Source organism: Paracoccus denitrificans (assembly GCF_900100045.1).
GTDB classification, from domain to species: domain Bacteria; phylum Pseudomonadota; class Alphaproteobacteria; order Rhodobacterales; family Rhodobacteraceae; genus Paracoccus; species Paracoccus denitrificans.
In genome coordinates this window covers 1-16,650 of the sequence record NZ_FNEA01000007.1, presented here as the reverse complement: position 1 = coordinate 16,650, position 16,650 = coordinate 1, and the positions used below count along the sequence as shown (strand labels likewise).

Here is a 16,650-nt window from a genome sequence, read left to right as displayed (position 1 = left end):
CATACATCCGGCGCAACCGAAAATGCGCGCCCGTCGCCGTTTTTCCGGCCCAAGTGATAGGGCAAGGCGAATGGTGCCGGCAAGTGGGCGGAACGTCCCGCGCACCCCCAGATACGCGATTTTGAAGGTTCATATGCTCGGCATCGGAAACTTGGCGAAACTGGTCTTTGGCACGCCCAACGACCGCAAGGTGAAATCGGCCCGTCCGCTGGTGGCACAGGTCAACGCGCTGGAGGAACAGTTCCGCGCCCTGTCCGACGCCGACCTGATCGGCAAGACCCGCGAATTGCAGGGCCGCGCGCAATCGGGCGAGGATCTCGACAAGCTTCTGCCCGAGGCCTTCGCCAACTGCCGCGAGGCCGCGCGGCGCGCGCTTGGCCTGCGCGCCTTCGACACGCAGCTGATGGGCGGCATCTTCCTGCACCAAGGCAATATCGCCGAGATGAAGACCGGCGAGGGCAAGACCCTGGTCGCGACCTTCCCGGCCTATCTGAATGCGCTGGCCGGCAAGGGCGTGCATGTCGTCACCGTGAACGACTATCTGGCGAAACGCGACGCGCATTGGATGGGCAAGGTCTTTGCCCAGCTGGGCATGACCACCGGCGTGGTCTACCCGTTCCAGGACGATGCCGAAAAGCGCGAAGCCTACCGGGCCGACGTGACCTATGCCACGAACAACGAGCTGGGCTTCGACTACCTGCGCGACAACATGAAGGGCTCGATCGAGCAGATGACCCAGCGCGGGCATTTCTTCGCCATCGTGGACGAGGTCGACTCGATCCTGATCGACGAGGCGCGCACGCCGCTGATCATCTCGGGCCCCTCGCAGGACCGCAGCGAGCTTTACAAGACGCTCGACGCGTTCATGCCGGAACTGGCGCCCGAGCATTACAAGCTGGACGAAAAGGCCCGCAACGCCACCTTTACCGAGGAAGGCAACGAGTTCCTGGAAAAACGGCTTCAGGCGGCGGGCATCCTGCCCGAGGGGCAGACGCTCTACGACCCGGAATCGACCACCATCGTCCATCACGCCAACCAGGCGATGCGGGCGCACAAGCTGTTCATGCGCGACCAGCACTATATCGTGCGCGACGACGAGGTGGTGCTGATCGACGAATTCACCGGCCGGATGATGAAGGGCCGCCGGCTGTCGGACGGGCTGCACCAGGCCATCGAGGCCAAGGAAGGCGTCTCGATCCAGCCCGAGAACGTGACGCTGGCCTCGGTCACCTTCCAGAACTATTTCCGGCTCTACGACAAGCTGTCGGGCATGACCGGCACCGCCGCGACCGAAGCCGAGGAATTCGCCGAGATCTACAAGCTCGGCGTGGTCGAGGTGCCGACGAACCGCCCGGTGCAGCGCATCGACGAACACGACCGCGTCTATCGCACCGCCACGGAAAAATACGCCGCCGTGATCGAGGCGATCAAGGAGGCCCATGCCAAGGGCCAGCCGATCTTGGTCGGCACGACGAGCATCGAGAAATCCGAGATGTTGTCGCAGATGCTGACCAAGGAGGGCATCCAGCACAACGTGCTGAACGCCCGCCAGCACGAGCAAGAGGCCAAGATCGTCGCCGATGCCGGCAAGCTGGGCGCGGTGACCATCGCCACCAACATGGCCGGCCGCGGCACCGACATCCAGCTGGGCGGCAATGTCGAGATGAAGGTGATGGAGGCGCTGGCCGCCGATCCCGAGGCCAACCCCGACGAAGTGCGCGCCCGGATCGAGGCCGAGCACGCCGCCGAGAAGCAGGCGGTGCTGGACGCCGGCGGCCTTTTCGTGCTGGCGACCGAGCGCCACGAAAGCCGCCGCATCGACAACCAGCTGCGCGGCCGCTCGGGCCGCCAGGGCGACCCCGGCCGCTCGCTGTTCTTCCTGTCGCTGGAAGACGACCTGATGCGCATTTTCGGGTCCGAGCGGCTGGACAAGGTGCTGTCCACGCTCGGCATGAAAGAGGGCGAGGCCATCGTCCACCCCTGGGTCAACAAGTCGCTGGAACGCGCCCAGGCCAAGGTCGAGGGCCGCAACTTCGACATCCGCAAGCAACTGCTGAAATTCGACGACGTGATGAACGATCAGCGCAAGGCGATCTTCAGCCAGCGCCTGGAGATCATGCATACCGAGGAAGTCGGGGATATCGCAGCCGACATGCGCGCGCAGGTGATCGACGACCTGATCGACCGGCACCTGCCCCCCCGCGCCTATGCCGAGCAATGGGACGTCAAGGGGCTGCACGACGCGGTGATCGACAGGCTGAACATGGACCTGCCGATCACTGATTGGGCCGGCGAGGACGGCGTGGACCAGGACACGATCCGGGAACGCATCCAGCAGGCCACCGACGCCTATATGGCGCAAAAGGCCGAACAGTTCGGCCCCGAGAACATGCGCCAGATCGAAAAGCAAGTGCTTCTGCAACAGATCGACAGCAAATGGCGCGAGCATCTGGTGACGCTGGAACATCTGCGCTCGGTCGTGGGCTTCCGCGGCTATGCGCAGCGCGATCCGCTGTCGGAATACAAGACCGAGGGTTTCCAGCTGTTCGAAACCATGCTGGACGGGCTGCGCTTCGACGTGACCCAGCAACTGGCCCGCATCCGCCCGCTGACCGACGCCGAACGCGAGCAGATGCTGCGCGAATACCAGCAGCAGCAGGCAGAGACCGAGGCACAGATGCACCCCGAGCACGAAGAGGCCGAAGGCGGCGAGGTCTCGGGCCGGGTGGCCGGCTTCGACGAGACCGACCCCACCACCTGGGGCAACCCGTCGCGCAACGACCCCTGCCCCTGCGGCTCGGGCAAGAAGTTCAAGCATTGCCACGGCGTGCTGGCGTGAATTGGGGGCCTTCGGGCCCCTTTCTCATGCGCCCCGCCTCTTGCACGCTTGGCATGGGTATTTGGGAAACGGAAAGAACCGGGTGCAGTGCCCTTTTCCGTTTTTCAAATACCCGGATCCTGCAGTGCTGCCGGCGCGACGCCTGTCAGTCGGGCACCAGCATATAGCCTGTGCCGCGCACGGTCTGCAGGTAGCGCGGCTCCTTGGGATCGGGTTCGATCTTGCGGCGCAGGCGGGTGATCTGCACGTCGATGGCGCGTTCGGAGTTCTCGCCCGCCTCCTCCGAATGACTGCGGCCCAAGTCCTCGATCAGTGTGCTGCGGCTGACCGGCTGGCGCGGCGTGTCGGCCAGGCGCCTGAGCAATGCCTGCTCGGTGCCGGTCAGGCGCAGCGGCGCATCGCCCTGCCACAGCTCGCCCTTGTCCGCATCGTAGCGCAGCGGGCCGAGCGACAGGAATTTCGGGCCCTTGGCCTCGGCCGTGGGCATGCGGCGCAGGATGGCGGCGATGCGCAGCAGCAGTTCGCGCGGCTCGAAGGGCTTGGGCAGGTAGTCGTCGGCACCGCTTTCGAAGCCCTCGATACGGTCGCCCGTCTCGCCCTTGGCGGTCAGCAGCAGGATCGGCGTGGTCATGCGCTTGCGCAGATCGCGGGTCAGCGTAAAGCCGTCCTCGCCCGGCATCATCACGTCGAGCACGATCAGGTCGAAATCCAGCCCGTCCAGCAGCCGCCGGGCATGGGCGGCGTCGCGCGCCGTCGTCACCAGGAAATCGTTGCGCATCAGGAAGCGGCGCAGCAGGCTGCGGATGCGCTCATCGTCATCGACGACCAGGATATGGGCAGCGGGCTGCGGATCGGGACTGTTCATGGTGTGTCGGGCAGTTCTTTCAGCGCACGATACTGGCGCAGCGTGTCGCGGTCCATCATCGCCTCCAGCACCTGCCGGAAACCCGCCACCGCCTGCGGTCCGGCGGCGCGATAGGCGGCGCGCATGCGGGCGCGCTGCGCCTCGGACAGCCGGCGTTCCAGCGCCGCGCCCTTGTCGGTCAGGTAAAGCTGCCGTTCGCGGCGGTCGCGGCGGCCGATGCGGCTTTCGACCAGCCCGTCCTCGATCAGCGTGCGCAGCACCCGGTTCAGCGATTGCTTGGTCACGCCCAGCACGTCCAGGAGCGCCGTCACCGTCAGGCCCGGCTCGCGATGGATGAAGTGAATCGCCCGGTGATGGGCGCGGCCGTAATCCAGTTCGGCCAGAATCAGGTCGGGATCGGCGGTAAAGGCACGATAGGCGAAGAACATCGCCTCGATCCCGCGGCGAAGCTGATCGTCCGTCAGAAACAGCAGGCTTTCCCCGCCCGCCGGCGCGACGCTTACCTTGTTCTGCATGGCCTTCCCTTCACTGCATGGCCCTTATTACGTCAGACTTGTTGACTTTCCAACCATGAATGGATAGCCCAGACCCCAAGTTGCGCAACTTTCTTTGCCAGGCATGCTCTGACAGCGCAACATTCTGCAAACAGAACCGGCCGGAGGGAAAAATGGCGGGCGCATATGACGATCGTGACGGCAAGATCTGGATGGATGGCAAGCTGGTGGAGTGGCGTGAGGCGAATATCCACATCCTGACCCATGCGCTGCATTATGCCAGCTCGGTATTCGAGGGCGAGCGTTGCTACAGCGGCAAGATCTTCAAGGGACACGAGCATTCGCTGCGGCTGATCGAATCGGCCCGGCTCCTGGACATGCAGTCGCCCTATACCGCCGATGAGATCGACCGCGCCAAGGAAGAGGTGCTGGAGGCCAACGGCTTCAAGGACGCCTATGTCCGCGCGGTGATGTGGCGCGGCTCGGGCGAGGACATGGGGGTTTCCGCCCGCCGCAACCCGGTGCGCATGGCCGTCGCCGCCTGGGAATGGGGCAGCTATTACGGCGAGGCGAAGTGGCAGGGCGCCAAGCTCGACATCGCCAAGTGGAAGCGGCCCAGCCCCGAGACCATCCCCACCGCCGCCAAGGCCGCCGGGCTTTACATGATCTGCACCATGTCCAAGCACGCGGCCGAGGAAAAGGGCTGCTCGGACGCACTGTTCATGGATTGGGAAGGCTATGTCGCCGAGGCCACCGGCGCCAACATCTTCTTCGTCAAGGATGGCGAGGTCCATACGCCCCTGGCAGACCGCTTCCTGAACGGCATCACCCGGCAGACCGTCATCCAGATGCTGAAGGACAACGGCACCGCCGTGCATGAGCGCCGCATCAAGCCCGAAGAGCTGGAAAGCTTCCAGGAATGCTTCCTGACCGGCACCGCGGCCGAGGTGACCCCGGTCGGACAGATCGGCGACTGGCATTTCCAGGTCGGCGACACCACTCGCAAGATCGCCGGGGATTACGAAAAGCTGGTCCGCAGCTGATCACGGCGCTGAAATGAAAACCGGCCGGGCGGCAGCACCCGGCCGGTTTCGCATTTCTGGGCCAGAGATCAGATGGGCCTGGGATCAGACCCGATGGCCGCGCTCGATCCTGGCGAATTCGGCGGCACGGCGATTCGCCGCCTCGCTGCGGGCGCGGGGCCGCATGCGCAGGGCGGCGACGGCCGGATGAAGGCCGGATTCGCGTTCCTGCCGCGTATAGTATTGCGTGCGGCCGGAACTGTCTTCGTGACTGCGATCTGCGATATGTCTGGTCATTTCGGTCTTCCTCCCGTGCGGGAGTATAGCGCGGATAAGGGGGCATTTCACCCCCTGCCGGCGGGACTGCGACCTTCAGGCTGCCTTGATGCCGGGGGCGGCCGCCAGCATGGCATGCAGCGCCACCGGGTCCTCGTTGGCGCGCAGCTTGGCGCGCAGGTCCTGGTCGCGCAGCGTGCGCGACACCAGCGCCAGCGCCTTGAGGTGATCGACGCCGGAATTCTTGGGCGCCAGCAGTGCAAAGATCAGGTCCACCGGCTGGCGATCCACCGCGTCGAAATCCAGCGGCTTCTCCAGCCGCAGGAACAGGCCGACCACATGGTCGAGCCCGTGCAGCCGGGCGTGGGGCAGCGCCACGCCATGGCCAACCCCTGTGGGGCCCAGGCTTTCGCGTTCCTGCAGCGCATCCAGCGTCTGGGCCGCGTCCACGCCATAGACCGCCCGGGCCTGTTCGGCGATTTCCTGGAACAACCGTTTCTTGCTGGTGGTCTGGCTCATCGTCCGCACGGCGGCGGGGGAGAGAATGTCGCTGATCTGCATGTCGCCCGAAAATTGTCAGGTCCCGGCTGCGGGCCGCGCAGCCGGGACGTTTGGTTCAACAAGACTGCCCTTCTGCGTCAGTCTAGCCCAGATTGCGGGGGTCGATCCAGCCCACGTTGCCGTCATCGCGGCGGTGAACCACGTTCACGCCCCCATGTTTCTCGTTGCGGAAGACCAGCAGCGGGCTGCCGGCCAGTTCCATCTGCATCACCGCCTCACCAACCGACAGGGTGGGCACGCGGGTCTCCATCTCGGCGATGATCATGGGTTGCAGGCCGTCATCCTGCGTTTCCCATTCATCATCCTCGCCGGCGGCCAGCACATACATCCCCGCCTGCTCGAATTCAACCGGCTGGGTCCGGTCCTTGTAGTGATCCTTGAGCCGGCGCTTGTAGCGGCGCAATTGCTTGTCCATCCGCTCGCGGCACTGTTCGAAGGCCGCATAGATGTCGGTGGCCGCACCCTTGGCCTGGGCGGTCAGCCCGGTCGAGAGGTGCACCACGGCATCGCAGATGAATTCATGCGCGTTGCGGGAAAAGATGACCGTCGCATCCGTGGGGCGTTGGGAATATTTCTCAACGGTTTCCCCCAGTTCGGTCTTGACATGAGTCGAAAGCGCATCGCCCACGTCGATCTGTTTTCCGCTGATCTGGTAGCGCATGGTGGTCCGTCCTTTCGGTTGCCCGGTCTTGTCGTCAACGCCCTCGCGCAGGCGCTGCGTTCGGGTATCTCAGGCCGGGCGTCCTGCCCGGCCATACCCTCATTTGGTGACAGCCATGCCGCCGTGTCAACGGCTGCGCGCAGAGGATCGGCACGTCCTCGCATTCAGTTCATGCGGAAGGTTTCGCCCAGGTAGACGCGACGGACCTGCGGATCGGCGACGATCTCGGCGGTGGTGCCGGATTTCAGCACATGGCCGTCGTGCAGGATATAGGCGCGATCCACGATTTCCAGCGTTTCGCGGACGTTGTGATCGGTGATCAGCACGCCGATGCCGCGGCTTTTCAGGTCGTGGACAAGGGCGCGGATCTCGCCTACGGCGATGGGATCGACGCCGGCGAATGGTTCGTCCAGAAGCAGATAGGCCGGATCGGCCGCAAGGCAGCGGGCGATCTCGACCCGGCGCCGCTCGCCCCCCGACAGCGCCATGGCCGAGGCGCCCCGCAGATGACCGATCGAGAAATCGCCCAGCAGTTCTTCCAGCCGCTCGCGCCGCTGGTGGACATGCGGCTCGACCAGTTCCAGCACCGCCATGATGTTCTGCTCGACCGTCAACCCGCGAAAGATCGACATCTCCTGCGGCAGATAGCCGATGCCCATTTGCGCGCGGCGATACATCGGCAGGCGCGTCGCGTCCCGCCCGTCGATCAGCACCTGGCCCGAATCAGGTGCGACCAGCCCGGCCACGCAATAGAAGCAGGTGGTCTTGCCCGAGCCGTTCGGACCCAGCAGCGCCACCACCTCGCCGCGCTCCAGATCCATTGCCACGTCGCGGATCACCGGGCGGTTGCGGTAGGATTTGCGCAAGCCGCGAACCCGCAGCCCCTGTTTCTCGGACATGGCGTCAGTTCTCCGGCTGCAGGACGCTGCGCACCCGGCCCGAGGCGTTGGCGGTGCCGCTTTCCAGGTTCACCGTCACCTTGTCGCCCGCCAGCAGATTGCCGCCCTGGGTCAGAAGCACGTCGCCGGTCAGCACGATGGTTCCGGTCTCGACATCGTAGTCGGCCGCCTGCGCCTCGGCCGCGTCCTCGCCGCTGGCCAGGGTGACGTTGCCCTCGGCATGCAATGCGCTGATGCGGCGCTGGTCGCCCTGGGCATAGGTCACGGTCACGCTGTCCGCCGAGAGCCGCATCGCCCCCTGCCCGATCAGCACATTGCCGGAAAAGGTCGCCCGGCCCGTCTTCTGGTCCACCGTCAGCGCATCGGCGGTGACCTCGACCGGCTGCTTGATGTCCTGCGCGTTGCCGAAGCCGGCGGTCTGCCCCAGAGCCGCGCCCGCCGCCAGCACGAGCGACAGGATCACGGGCAAAAGCGGTCGGGGCCGGATCATCGGATTTCCTTTCTGGCTCCTGAGGGGCCCTTGCGCGGCATGAGGCGCCGGGTCATGGCCGGTATATCAAGCGGACTCCGCCACTCAAATCAAGAACGTGATCGCCGCTGCCCTGCTCCGAGGGCCGCAGTTCCATCCGGCCCGCGGTCATGGTGCCGAAAGGGGCGAGGACATTGACCTCGTCCTCGGACACCAGCCTGCCCTCGGTGGTCGAGGCCAGCAGGTCCGGCGCGGTCAGCACCCAGCCGTCGGCGGTGGTCATGCGCACGCCCTCGCCGAGCCGCACCTGCTCGCCCTGAAGCGAGGCCGCCCCGGCACTGACATCGGCCGCCCGCCCGTCCCGTGCGCGCAGGGTCATGTGCACCGCCTGCGCGATGCCCTCGCCCTTATCGCCGCCCGGCCGGGCCTCGGCGGCCGAGATGCTCAGTTGCGCGCCGTCCCGGGTCACGCCGGCATAGGTCGGGCCGGTCACCGCCTGCCGCTCGGCCAGTTCGCGCGGGTCCACATCGGCATAGGGAATGCTGGCCTCGGGGTCGGGCTTGCGGCCCAGAAGGAACAGCACCGACAGGATCGCCAGCGCGGTCAGCGGCAAAAGCACCCGCAACCAGGCCACGATGCGCGAGCGGGTGGTCACCGTCAGACAAGCCCCGTGCGCAGGAAATCGTGGATATGGATCAGCCCCGCCGGCGTGCCTTCGGGCGTGACGGCGAACAGGCAGGTGATGCGGCGCGCCTGCATCTCGGCCAGCGCCGCCTCGGCAAGCTGGTCGGGACCGATGGTGCGCGGGTTGCGGGTCATCACCTCGGCAGCGCTATGGTCCAGAAGGCCCTGCATGTGCCGCCGCAGGTCGCCATCGGTGATGATGCCGGTCAGCCGCCCCCGGGCGTCGGTCACGCCGGTCACGCCAAAGCTTTTCTGGCTGATGGTCAGCAGCGCCTCGGCCATGGGCGCGGTCTCGGGGACCAGTGGCATGTCCTGATGCATCAGGTCGGCCACCCGCGACAGTTTCGCGCCCAGCTTGCCGCCGGGATGGAAGGTGCGGAAATGCTCGGGCGTGAACTGGCGGTGCTCCATCAGCGCCACGGCCAGCGCATCGCCCAGCGCCATGGTCATGGTGGTCGAGGTGGTGGGCACGATGCCGGTGCCGCAGGCCTCGGGCGCCGCCGGCAGGACCAGCGCCACGTCGGCCTGGCGCAGCAGCGTCGATTGCGGCCGCCCGGCGACGCCGATCAGCGGGATCTGGAAGCGCCGGGTATGGGCGACGATATCGGCGATCTCGGGCGTCTCGCCGGAATTGGACAGCACCAGCGCCACGTCGCCCTGCGTCACCATGCCCAGGTCGCCATGGCTCGCCTCGGCCGGATGGACGAATTGCGCCGGCGTCCCGGTCGAGGCCAGCGTCGCCGCGATCTTGCGCCCGACATGGCCGGACTTGCCCATGCCCGAGACGACGACCCTGCCGCGCGCGGCCAGGATGGTCTCGACCGCGCGGTCGAAGCTGTCGCTAAGGCCGTCGGCCAGCAGGGCCAGCCCCTCGGCCTCGGTGCGGATCACCCTGCGGGCGGTATCGAGATATGCGCTCATGGCCCGCTACCTAGTGATGAAAGATGTCGTTTTCATCCCCCCAGCCCAGCAGATCCAGATGGGCGCGGGCGGGAAGGAAATCGAAACAGGCCTGGGCCAGACCCAGCCGCCCCTCGCGCGCCAGCCGCTTTTCCAGCTCGGCCTTCAGCGCATGCAGGTAAAGCACGTCCGACGCGGCATATTCCAGCTGCGCCTCGGACAGCTCGGCCGCGCCCCAGTCGCTGGTCTGCTGCTGCTTGGAGATGTCGACGCCGACCAGTTCCGAAAGCAGGTATTTCAGCCCGTGCCGGTCGGTATAGGTGCGCACCATCTTCGAGGCGATCTTGGTGCACCAGACCGGCTTCGTCACCACGCCGAAGGCCGCCTCCAGCGCGGCGATGTCGAAGCGGCCGAAATGGAACAGCTTGAGCACCTTGGGATCGGCCAGCATCCGCGCCAGGTTCGGCGCCTCGCGCTGGCCCTTGGCGATCTGCACCAGGTGCGCGTTGCCGTCGCCCGAGGACAGCTGCACCAGGCACAGCCGGTCGCGGCGCGGGTCGAGCCCCATCGTCTCGGTGTCGATGGCCACGACCGGCCCCAGGTCCAGATCGTCCGGCAGGTCGTTTCGATAAAGGGTGATGGTCATCTGTGGCTTCTCGGGCTGCGGGTTCGGCCTGCTGTAACCCCTTTGCCCCCGCCTGCGCCAGCCCCGGCATCGGGTGTCGGCAGGCTGCGGCCCATCGTCGCATCCTTGCCGGCCAGTGGCGCAGAAGCGCAACAATCCCGACCGTTTCACTCGAAATCGGGCGGGATATCCGAGTAAAATACTTGTGCACCCCGGGAGCGGCCATATAACTCGCGCCAGTTTCGAACGAATCAAGGCAGTGACCATGAAATTGCGCCGTATCATCCCGCTGGCGGGCGTGTCCTCGCTTGCCCTCGCGACAGCCCTTTACGCCCAGGACGGCCAGAACGCCGAGACCGTCATCCTGAATCCGATCACCTTGGTCGCCAATGGCCAGGAGAACGTCGAGGCGACCGGCGGCGTATCCGTCACGGCCGAGGACATCGAGGCAATGCAGCCCGCCGACATCTCGGAGCTGTTCTCTCGTGAATCCTCCATCACCGTTTCCGGTGGTGGCGGACCTGCCAAGAAGGTCAGCGTCTTCGGTATCGAGCAATCGCTGCTTGCCGTTACCGTGGACGGCGTGCCGCAAGCACAGACCAGCTGGCACCACACCGGCTCGAACGTGATCGACCCGGCCTTCCTGAAATCGGTCGAGGTCGAGGCCGGCGCAGCAGCCGCCGACTCTGGTTTTGCCGCCGCAGCGGGTGCGCTGCGCTACGAGACGGTGGGCGCACTCGATCTGCTGGAAGCGGGGCAGAACGTCGGCGGTCGTGCAGCACTTTCCTATGGCTCGAATGGTCGCGGCATCTCGGGCAGCCTTGCCGGCTATGGCCGTAGCGGCGGGTTCGACTGGTTCATCATGGCCCACGGTTCGGACGGTGACAATTACGACAACGGCGACGGCAACGAGATTCTGGGCACCGAACCTGCGGCGCGCAATGTCTTGGCCAAGCTGGGCTATGAGTTCGAGGGGCACCGGATCGAGCTTGGCCTGGAGCGCAGCCGCGACGAGGCCGATCGTCTGATCAAGGCAAACATGGGCCTTGCCGGCGACGAGGTCTATCCGCTGAAGGTCAGCCGCGACACGGTCAAACTCACCTATACGTCAACCGATCCGACAGACATGTGGGATCCCGAGGTTTCGCTTTACTTCAGCCAATACGAATACTGGCGGCCGAACTACGCCACGGGCGCGCGCGGCAACAACGGTGACGCGATATTCAACGAGGACCAGTTCGGCGGGAAGGTGCAGAACACCTTTACGATCGGTGCCGGCAAGATCACCGCAGGGGTCGATTTCAACGAACACGACTACGCTACCGACAACTACGGCGACGGAGCCAATGCCGACCGCCGTTACCGCAACTTCTCGACCAGCCAGATCGGGATCTTCACCCAGGGTCGGTTCGAGTTCCAGAACGGCTTCAGCCTTTCGACCGGCGTCCGCTACGACGCGCATCGCTTTACCGATTGGAACGGCGAGCGGTTCAGCGATTCCGGTGCGAGCGTGAATGGCACCATCGCGTATCGCGTCAACGACAGTATCGAGGTTTTCGCGGGTGCTTCGCGCACCTGGCTGGGTTACGTCATCGGCGATTATGGCTATGTCCATGCCCGCAATGACGCGTTCATCACCGACCCGGACCTGGACACGGGCACGGCCAAGAACCTCAAGCTCGGTGCGAACTTCGGCGGCGATGCCTGGCAGGCCGGTATCACTTTCTTCGACACGAAGATCGATGGATTGCTGAGCTATGAATCCTCAACCATGCTGACCAACCGCACCGAGGAATACCGCAGCAAGGGCGTCACCCTGCACGGCGCCTATGATTTTGGCCCCACCAGAATCGGCGCCTCCTTCACCAAGGCGGACGTGACCGGCGATGGTGACGATGTCCTGCCCAACAACGGCGTCTACTTCATGCCGGTGGGCGAAACCGCCACGCTCTGGGTCGATCACGAACTGCCGGCATGGAACACGGTCCTGGGCGCCTCGGTGGAATGGGCAGGCTCGATCGACGAGCGGGTCGTCAACGGCACGACCTACTACAAGCAACCGTCCTATACCGTGGTCAACGCCTATGCCGAGTGGACGCCCCAGGCATATGAGAACCTGGCAGTCCGGCTCAGCGTCGATAACCTGTTCGACAAGAACTATTACGAGCGTTCCGGCTTTGCTGCGAATGACAGCCGGGGTGGGATCGAGCCAGTCTGGGCGCCCGGCCGCACGATCACGCTGGGCACGACGATGAAGTTCTGACCTCCTGCCCACCCGGGCATACGAACAGCAAAGGCCCCCTTCGCGGGGGTCTTTTTGCATCCATGCACCGCCACCCAATCATGATGTTTGAAATATCATGATCGCCATGCTAGACATCCATAATCAAGGATTGGAAATCACTGCATGATGACCTCGGCCCAGATGCGTGCGGCGCGTGCCCTGCTTGGCATCGACCAGAAGCGGCTCGCCGAACTCTCTGGCCTGTCGGTCCCGACCATCCAGCGCATGGAGGCCAGCGACGGCAATGTGCGCGGCGTGGTCGAAAGCCTGACCCGCGTGGTCGAGGCGCTGGAGGCCGCCGGGATCGAGCTGATCGGCGAAGGCGCCGCCAGCCCGTCGGGCGGGCGCGGCGTGCGGCTGAAATCCGGTCCGCAGACGTAATCGCGACGGCGACCGCCGACGAAAGCCGACGATCCCGCCGCCTCTTTCACCAAGGTGCGGCCCCAGATGAACCAGCAGGCAATCGCAGCGCCCGGATTTGCGCCGCTGTTCACCCCGAAACTGATCACCGTCCTGCGCGAAGGCTATGGCGCCGCGCAGTTGCGCGCCGACGCCCTGGCCGGGTTGACCGTCGCCATCGTGGCGCTGCCGCTCAGCATGGCCATCGCCATCGCATCCGGGGCGAGCCCGGCGCAGGGGCTCTATACCGCCATCATCGGCGGCTTCCTGGTTTCGGCGCTTGGCGGCTCGCGCTACCAGATCGGCGGACCGGCGGGGGCCTTCATCGTGCTGGTGGCGGGGATCGTAGCGCAGCACGGCATGTCCGGGCTGATCCTTGCGACCTTCATGTCGGGGCTGATGCTGGTCGCCATCGGGTTCTTGCGGCTGGGCACCTTCATCAAGTTCATCCCCTTTCCGGTGACGGTCGGCTTTACCGCCGGCATCGCCGTCATCATCTTCACCAGCCAGCTGAAGGAGATCTTCGGCCTGACGCTGGCGCATGAGCCGGGCGAGCTGGTCGAAAAGATCCCCGCCCTCTGGCAGGCCCGCGCCAGCCTCAGCCCCGCGGCACTGGGGATCGCGCTGGGGACCGTCGCGGTAATCCTGGGGTTGAAGCGCGCCCGGCCGCACTGGCCCGGCATGCTGATCGCCGTGGCGCTGGCGGCAGGCTTCACCGCAGCTACGGGGGCGGATGTCGCAACCATCGGCAGCCGCTTCGGCGGCATCCCCTCGACCCTGCCGGCCCCCTCGTTGCCGGAATTCTCGCTGGACAGGGCCATGACGCTCCTGCCCGCCGCGGTGTCGCTGACATTGCTGGGCGCCATCGAATCGCTGCTTTCTGCAGTGGTCGCGGATGGCATGACCGGCCGTCGCCACCGTTCGAATTGCGAGCTGGTGGCGCAGGGCGTGGCCAACATGGGCTCGGCGCTGTTCGGCGGCATCTGCGTCACCGGCACCATCGCCCGCACCGCGACCAATGTGCGCGCGGGCGCGCATGGGCCGGTGGCGGGGATGCTGCATGCGCTGTTCCTGCTGGGCTTCATGCTGCTGGCGGCGCCGCTGGCGTCGTATATCCCGCTGGCAGCACTGGCCGGCGTGCTGGCGGTCGTCGCCTGGAACATGATCGAGAAACCTGCCATCGCCATCCTGCTGCGCTCGGGCTGGGGCGAGGCGGCGGTGCTGCTGGTCACCTTCGGGTTGACGATCTTCCGCGACCTGACCGAGGCCATCGTCACGGGCCTGGCGCTTGGTTCGGTGCTGTTCATCCAGCGCATGAGCCAGGCCGTGGGGGTCGAGGCACTGGTCGGCACCGACATGGCCGACAGCGCCCAGCCGCGCCCGGACCAGCCGCACCCGCGCGACGTGGTGGTCTATCGCATCTCGGGGGCGCTGTTCTTTGGCGCCACGGCCTCGATCGGCTCGGTTCTGGATCGTATCCAGGACGGGTTCCGGGTGCTGGTGGTGGATTTCAGCGCCGTGCCCTTCCTGGATTCGACCGGCGCCAACATGATCGAGGGGCTGGCGCACAAGGCGCAGCGCCGCGGCATCGCGCTGTGGGCGACCGGGACCAGCCGAGACATCCGCCGGGTGCTGCTGACCCACGGGCTGCGCCGTCCGCTTATGCATTACGCGCCGACGGTTGAGGATGCGTTGCGGCGGCGTCACGGTTCGTAGCCGGTTCTTCCCGCCCGGCGCCGGCTTCGGCGCCTTGCCTCCGGCGGGAGTATTTTTCGAACGAAGAAGCGGCGGGCGCGAAAAGGGCGGCCCGATGGCTGCCCCGTGCCGCTCTCAGCCCATGCGCTCGCTGGCGTAGCTGCCGGGCGAGGCGGGGAAGACCACGGTCTTGTTGCCGTTCAGGAACACCCGGCGATGGATATGGGCGTGGATGGCGCGGGCCAGAACCTGGCTCTCCACGTCGCGGCCCAGCGAGACGTAGTCCTCGGGCGATTGCGCATGCGTTACCCGGATGATGTCCTGCTCGATGATCGGGCCCTCGTCCAGGTCGGCGGTGACGTAATGGCTGGTCGCGCCGATCAGCTTCACCCCGCGCTCGAAGGCCTGCTTGTAGGGGTTGGCGCCCTTGAAGCTGGGCAGGAAGGAATGGTGGATATTGATGATCCGCCCCGACATCTTCCTGCACAGGGCATCCGACAGCACCTGCATGTAGCGCGCCAGAACCACCAGTTCGGCGCCCGAATCCTCGACCACCTGCATCAGCTGCGCCTCGGCCTGCGGCTTGTTCTCCCTCGTGACCTTGATGCAGTGGAAGGGGATGTCGTGGTTCACCACCACCTTCTGGTAGTCCATGTGGTTCGAGATCACCGCCACGATCTCGATCGGCAGCGCCCCGATGCGCCAGCGATACAGAAGGTCGTTCAGGCAATGGCCGAAGCGGCTGACCATGATCACCACCTTCATCTTCTCGGCCTCGTCATGGATGGCATAGTCCATGTCGAAGGGCTTGGCCGGCTCGGCCAGGCCCGCGCGCAACTCCTCGAGCCCCACGCCTTCCTCGGAGACGAAGCTGACGCGCATGAAGAAGCGCCCGGTCTCGATGTCGTCGAACTGGCTGGAATCGGTGATGTTGCAGCCGTGCTCGGCCAGGAAGCCGGCCACGGTGGCGACGATGCCGCGGGTCGAGGGGCAGGCGACCGTCAGCGTGTATTTCTTCATCTGGCTCTCCACTGAAAGGGCAAGGGCCCTGATTTCCTTCTTGTGCGCATATCCGGGGAACCGTCAGGCGGTCAGCCCCCCGCCTCTGCGAAATCGGGCTCGGGCAGGCCGTTGGCCCGGCAGCAGGCGGTCAGCGTATTCGCGAGCAGGCAGGCGATGGTCATCGGCCCGACGCCGCCCGGCACCGGGGTGATGGCGCCCGCCACCGGCGCGGCGCTGTCGAAGTCCACGTCGCCGACCAGGCGCGAGCGGCCCGCCTCCTCGATGCGGTTGATGCCCACGTCGATCACCGTGGCGCCCGGCTTGATCCAGTCGCCGCGGATCATCCGCGGCCGGCCCACCGCCGCGACCAGGATGTCGGCCGTCCGGCACAGCCCGGCCAGGTCGCGGGTGCGCGAATGCGCGATGGTCACCGTGCAGCTTTCGTTCAGGAGCAGCTGCGCCATCGGCTTGCCGACGATGTTCGAGCGCCCGACCACCACCGCGTTCAGCCCGGACAGATCGCCCAGCGTGTCGCGCAACAGCATCAGGCAGCCCAGCGGCGTGCAGGGCACCATGGCCTTCTGCCCGGTCCCCAGCAGGCCCACGTTCAGGACATGGAAGCCGTCCACGTCCTTCTTCGGGTCGATGGCGTTGATCACCGCCTCGGCATCCATGTGCCGGGGCAGCGGCAGCTGCACCAGGATGCCATGGACGGCCGGATCAGCGTTGAGCCGTTCAATCAGCGCCATGAGTTCGGCCTGCGCCGTCTCGGCCGGCAGCTTGTGCTCGAAGCTCGCCATGCCGGCCTCGCGGGTCTGGATGCCCTTGTTGCGGACATAGACCTGGCTCGCCGGATCCTCGCCCACCAGCACCACCGCCAGCCCCGGCACCACCCCGTGCGCGGCCTCCAGCCCGGCAACCGCCGACGCAACGCGGCCCCGGACACCAGAAGCAAAAGCCTTGCCGTCGATGATC

17 protein-coding genes are annotated in these 16,650 nt (G+C 66.0%); 5 read left to right on the top strand and 12 right to left on the bottom strand.

Annotated features, from left to right (window positions below; translation table 11 throughout):
- Positions 1–133 precede the first annotated feature (133 nt).
- Positions 134–2,839, top strand: coding sequence for a preprotein translocase subunit SecA (secA, locus tag BLT64_RS07310; protein WP_011748879.1), 2,706 nt, complete (start codon positions 134–136; stop codon positions 2,837–2,839).
- Positions 2,840–2,984: 145 nt separating this feature from the next.
- Here the strand turns inward: secA and BLT64_RS07305 are convergent, their stop codons facing one another.
- Positions 2,985–3,704: a response regulator gene (locus tag BLT64_RS07305; protein ID WP_011748880.1), complete on the bottom strand. Its 720-nt coding sequence runs from the start codon at positions 3,702–3,704 to the stop codon at positions 2,985–2,987.
- The gene (locus BLT64_RS07300) at positions 3,701–4,219 is read right to left on the bottom strand and encodes a MarR family winged helix-turn-helix transcriptional regulator (protein ID WP_011748881.1); all 519 of its coding nucleotides are present in this window, start codon (positions 4,217–4,219) and stop codon (positions 3,701–3,703) included. The genes BLT64_RS07305 and BLT64_RS07300 overlap by 4 nt, the downstream gene beginning before the upstream one ends.
- A gap of 152 nt (positions 4,220–4,371) precedes the next feature.
- Between BLT64_RS07300 and BLT64_RS07295 the strand changes: the two genes are divergently transcribed.
- Complete coding sequence (locus BLT64_RS07295) at positions 4,372–5,241, top strand: branched-chain amino acid aminotransferase (protein WP_011748882.1); 870 nt, start codon at positions 4,372–4,374, stop codon at positions 5,239–5,241.
- A gap of 84 nt (positions 5,242–5,325) precedes the next feature.
- Here BLT64_RS07295 and BLT64_RS07290 read toward each other — a convergent pair whose 3' ends face one another.
- From BLT64_RS07290 to BLT64_RS07255, 8 genes are all read right to left on the bottom strand, one after another.
- Positions 5,326–5,517 (bottom strand): hypothetical protein, encoded by a 192-nt coding sequence (locus BLT64_RS07290; protein ID WP_041529981.1) that lies wholly within the window; start codon positions 5,515–5,517, stop codon positions 5,326–5,328.
- 75 nt (positions 5,518–5,592) lie between these two features.
- Positions 5,593–6,057: a PTS sugar transporter subunit IIA gene (locus tag BLT64_RS07285; RefSeq protein WP_011748883.1), complete on the bottom strand. Its 465-nt coding sequence runs from the start codon at positions 6,055–6,057 to the stop codon at positions 5,593–5,595.
- Positions 6,058–6,139: 82 nt separating this feature from the next.
- Positions 6,140–6,718: a ribosome hibernation-promoting factor, HPF/YfiA family gene (hpf, locus tag BLT64_RS07280; RefSeq protein WP_011748884.1), complete on the bottom strand. Its 579-nt coding sequence runs from the start codon at positions 6,716–6,718 to the stop codon at positions 6,140–6,142.
- Positions 6,719–6,882: 164 nt separating this feature from the next.
- Entirely contained in the window at positions 6,883–7,617 is a 735-nt protein-coding gene (lptB, locus tag BLT64_RS07275; protein ID WP_011748885.1) for an LPS export ABC transporter ATP-binding protein, read from the bottom strand.
- A 4-nt stretch (positions 7,618–7,621) separates the two neighbouring features.
- Positions 7,622–8,107, bottom strand: a complete 486-nt coding sequence (lptA, locus tag BLT64_RS07270; protein WP_011748886.1) for a lipopolysaccharide transport periplasmic protein LptA — start codon at positions 8,105–8,107, stop codon at positions 7,622–7,624.
- 52 nt (positions 8,108–8,159) lie between these two features.
- On the bottom strand, positions 8,160–8,741 hold the full coding sequence (locus tag BLT64_RS07265; RefSeq protein WP_011748887.1) for an LptA/OstA family protein: 582 nt from the start codon (positions 8,739–8,741) through the stop codon (positions 8,160–8,162).
- A gap of 2 nt (positions 8,742–8,743) precedes the next feature.
- Positions 8,744–9,691 carry a KpsF/GutQ family sugar-phosphate isomerase gene (locus tag BLT64_RS07260; RefSeq protein ID WP_011748888.1) on the bottom strand — a complete coding sequence of 316 codons (948 nt, stop codon included), beginning with the start codon at positions 9,689–9,691 and terminating at the stop codon, positions 8,744–8,746.
- Between the two features lie 10 nt (positions 9,692–9,701).
- The gene (locus tag BLT64_RS07255) at positions 9,702–10,316 is read right to left on the bottom strand and encodes a ribonuclease D (RefSeq protein ID WP_011748889.1); all 615 of its coding nucleotides are present in this window, start codon (positions 10,314–10,316) and stop codon (positions 9,702–9,704) included.
- 244 nt (positions 10,317–10,560) lie between these two features.
- Here BLT64_RS07255 and BLT64_RS07250 point away from each other — a divergent pair, with 244 nt between their 5' ends.
- From BLT64_RS07250 to BLT64_RS07240, 3 genes are all read left to right on the top strand, one after another.
- Complete coding sequence (locus BLT64_RS07250) at positions 10,561–12,558, top strand: TonB-dependent receptor domain-containing protein (RefSeq protein ID WP_011748890.1); 1,998 nt, start codon at positions 10,561–10,563, stop codon at positions 12,556–12,558.
- A 144-nt stretch (positions 12,559–12,702) separates the two neighbouring features.
- Entirely contained in the window at positions 12,703–12,960 is a 258-nt protein-coding gene (locus tag BLT64_RS07245; RefSeq protein ID WP_028713927.1) for a helix-turn-helix domain-containing protein, read from the top strand.
- 66 nt (positions 12,961–13,026) lie between these two features.
- Positions 13,027–14,694, top strand: a complete 1,668-nt coding sequence (locus BLT64_RS07240; RefSeq protein WP_011748892.1) for a SulP family inorganic anion transporter — start codon at positions 13,027–13,029, stop codon at positions 14,692–14,694.
- Positions 14,695–14,808: 114 nt separating this feature from the next.
- Here BLT64_RS07240 and purU read toward each other — a convergent pair whose 3' ends face one another.
- Positions 14,809–15,693 (bottom strand): formyltetrahydrofolate deformylase, encoded by an 885-nt coding sequence (gene purU, locus BLT64_RS07235; RefSeq protein ID WP_011748893.1) that lies wholly within the window; start codon positions 15,691–15,693, stop codon positions 14,809–14,811.
- Positions 15,694–15,764: 71 nt separating this feature from the next.
- On the bottom strand, positions 15,765–16,649 hold the full coding sequence (folD, locus tag BLT64_RS07230) for a bifunctional methylenetetrahydrofolate dehydrogenase/methenyltetrahydrofolate cyclohydrolase FolD (RefSeq protein ID WP_074810269.1): 885 nt from the start codon (positions 16,647–16,649) through the stop codon (positions 15,765–15,767).
- Between the last annotated feature and the right edge of the window lies 1 nt (position 16,650).

Coding starts and splice junctions, on each gene's coding strand:
- BLT64_RS07260 (WP_011748888.1), bottom strand. CDS start 9,691: ATGAGCGCATATCTCGATACCGCCCGCAGGGTGATCCGCACCGAGGCC.
- lptA (WP_011748886.1), bottom strand. CDS start 8,107: ATGATCCGGCCCCGACCGCTTTTGCCCGTGATCCTGTCGCTCGTGCTG.
- BLT64_RS07285 (WP_011748883.1), bottom strand. CDS start 6,057: ATGCAGATCAGCGACATTCTCTCCCCCGCCGCCGTGCGGACGATGAGC.
- BLT64_RS07300 (WP_011748881.1), bottom strand. CDS start 4,219: ATGCAGAACAAGGTAAGCGTCGCGCCGGCGGGCGGGGAAAGCCTGCTG.
- purU (WP_011748893.1), bottom strand. CDS start 15,693: ATGAAGAAATACACGCTGACGGTCGCCTGCCCCTCGACCCGCGGCATC.
- BLT64_RS07305 (WP_011748880.1), bottom strand. CDS start 3,704: ATGAACAGTCCCGATCCGCAGCCCGCTGCCCATATCCTGGTCGTCGAT.
- BLT64_RS07255 (WP_011748889.1), bottom strand. CDS start 10,316: ATGACCATCACCCTTTATCGAAACGACCTGCCGGACGATCTGGACCTG.
- BLT64_RS07295 (WP_011748882.1), top strand. CDS start 4,372: ATGGCGGGCGCATATGACGATCGTGACGGCAAGATCTGGATGGATGGC.
- BLT64_RS07240 (WP_011748892.1), top strand. CDS start 13,027: ATGAACCAGCAGGCAATCGCAGCGCCCGGATTTGCGCCGCTGTTCACC.
- hpf (WP_011748884.1), bottom strand. CDS start 6,718: ATGCGCTACCAGATCAGCGGAAAACAGATCGACGTGGGCGATGCGCTT.
- lptB (WP_011748885.1), bottom strand. CDS start 7,617: ATGTCCGAGAAACAGGGGCTGCGGGTTCGCGGCTTGCGCAAATCCTAC.
- BLT64_RS07245 (WP_028713927.1), top strand. CDS start 12,703: ATGATGACCTCGGCCCAGATGCGTGCGGCGCGTGCCCTGCTTGGCATC.
- BLT64_RS07290 (WP_041529981.1), bottom strand. CDS start 5,517: ATGACCAGACATATCGCAGATCGCAGTCACGAAGACAGTTCCGGCCGC.
- secA (WP_011748879.1), top strand. CDS start 134: ATGCTCGGCATCGGAAACTTGGCGAAACTGGTCTTTGGCACGCCCAAC.
- BLT64_RS07250 (WP_011748890.1), top strand. CDS start 10,561: ATGAAATTGCGCCGTATCATCCCGCTGGCGGGCGTGTCCTCGCTTGCC.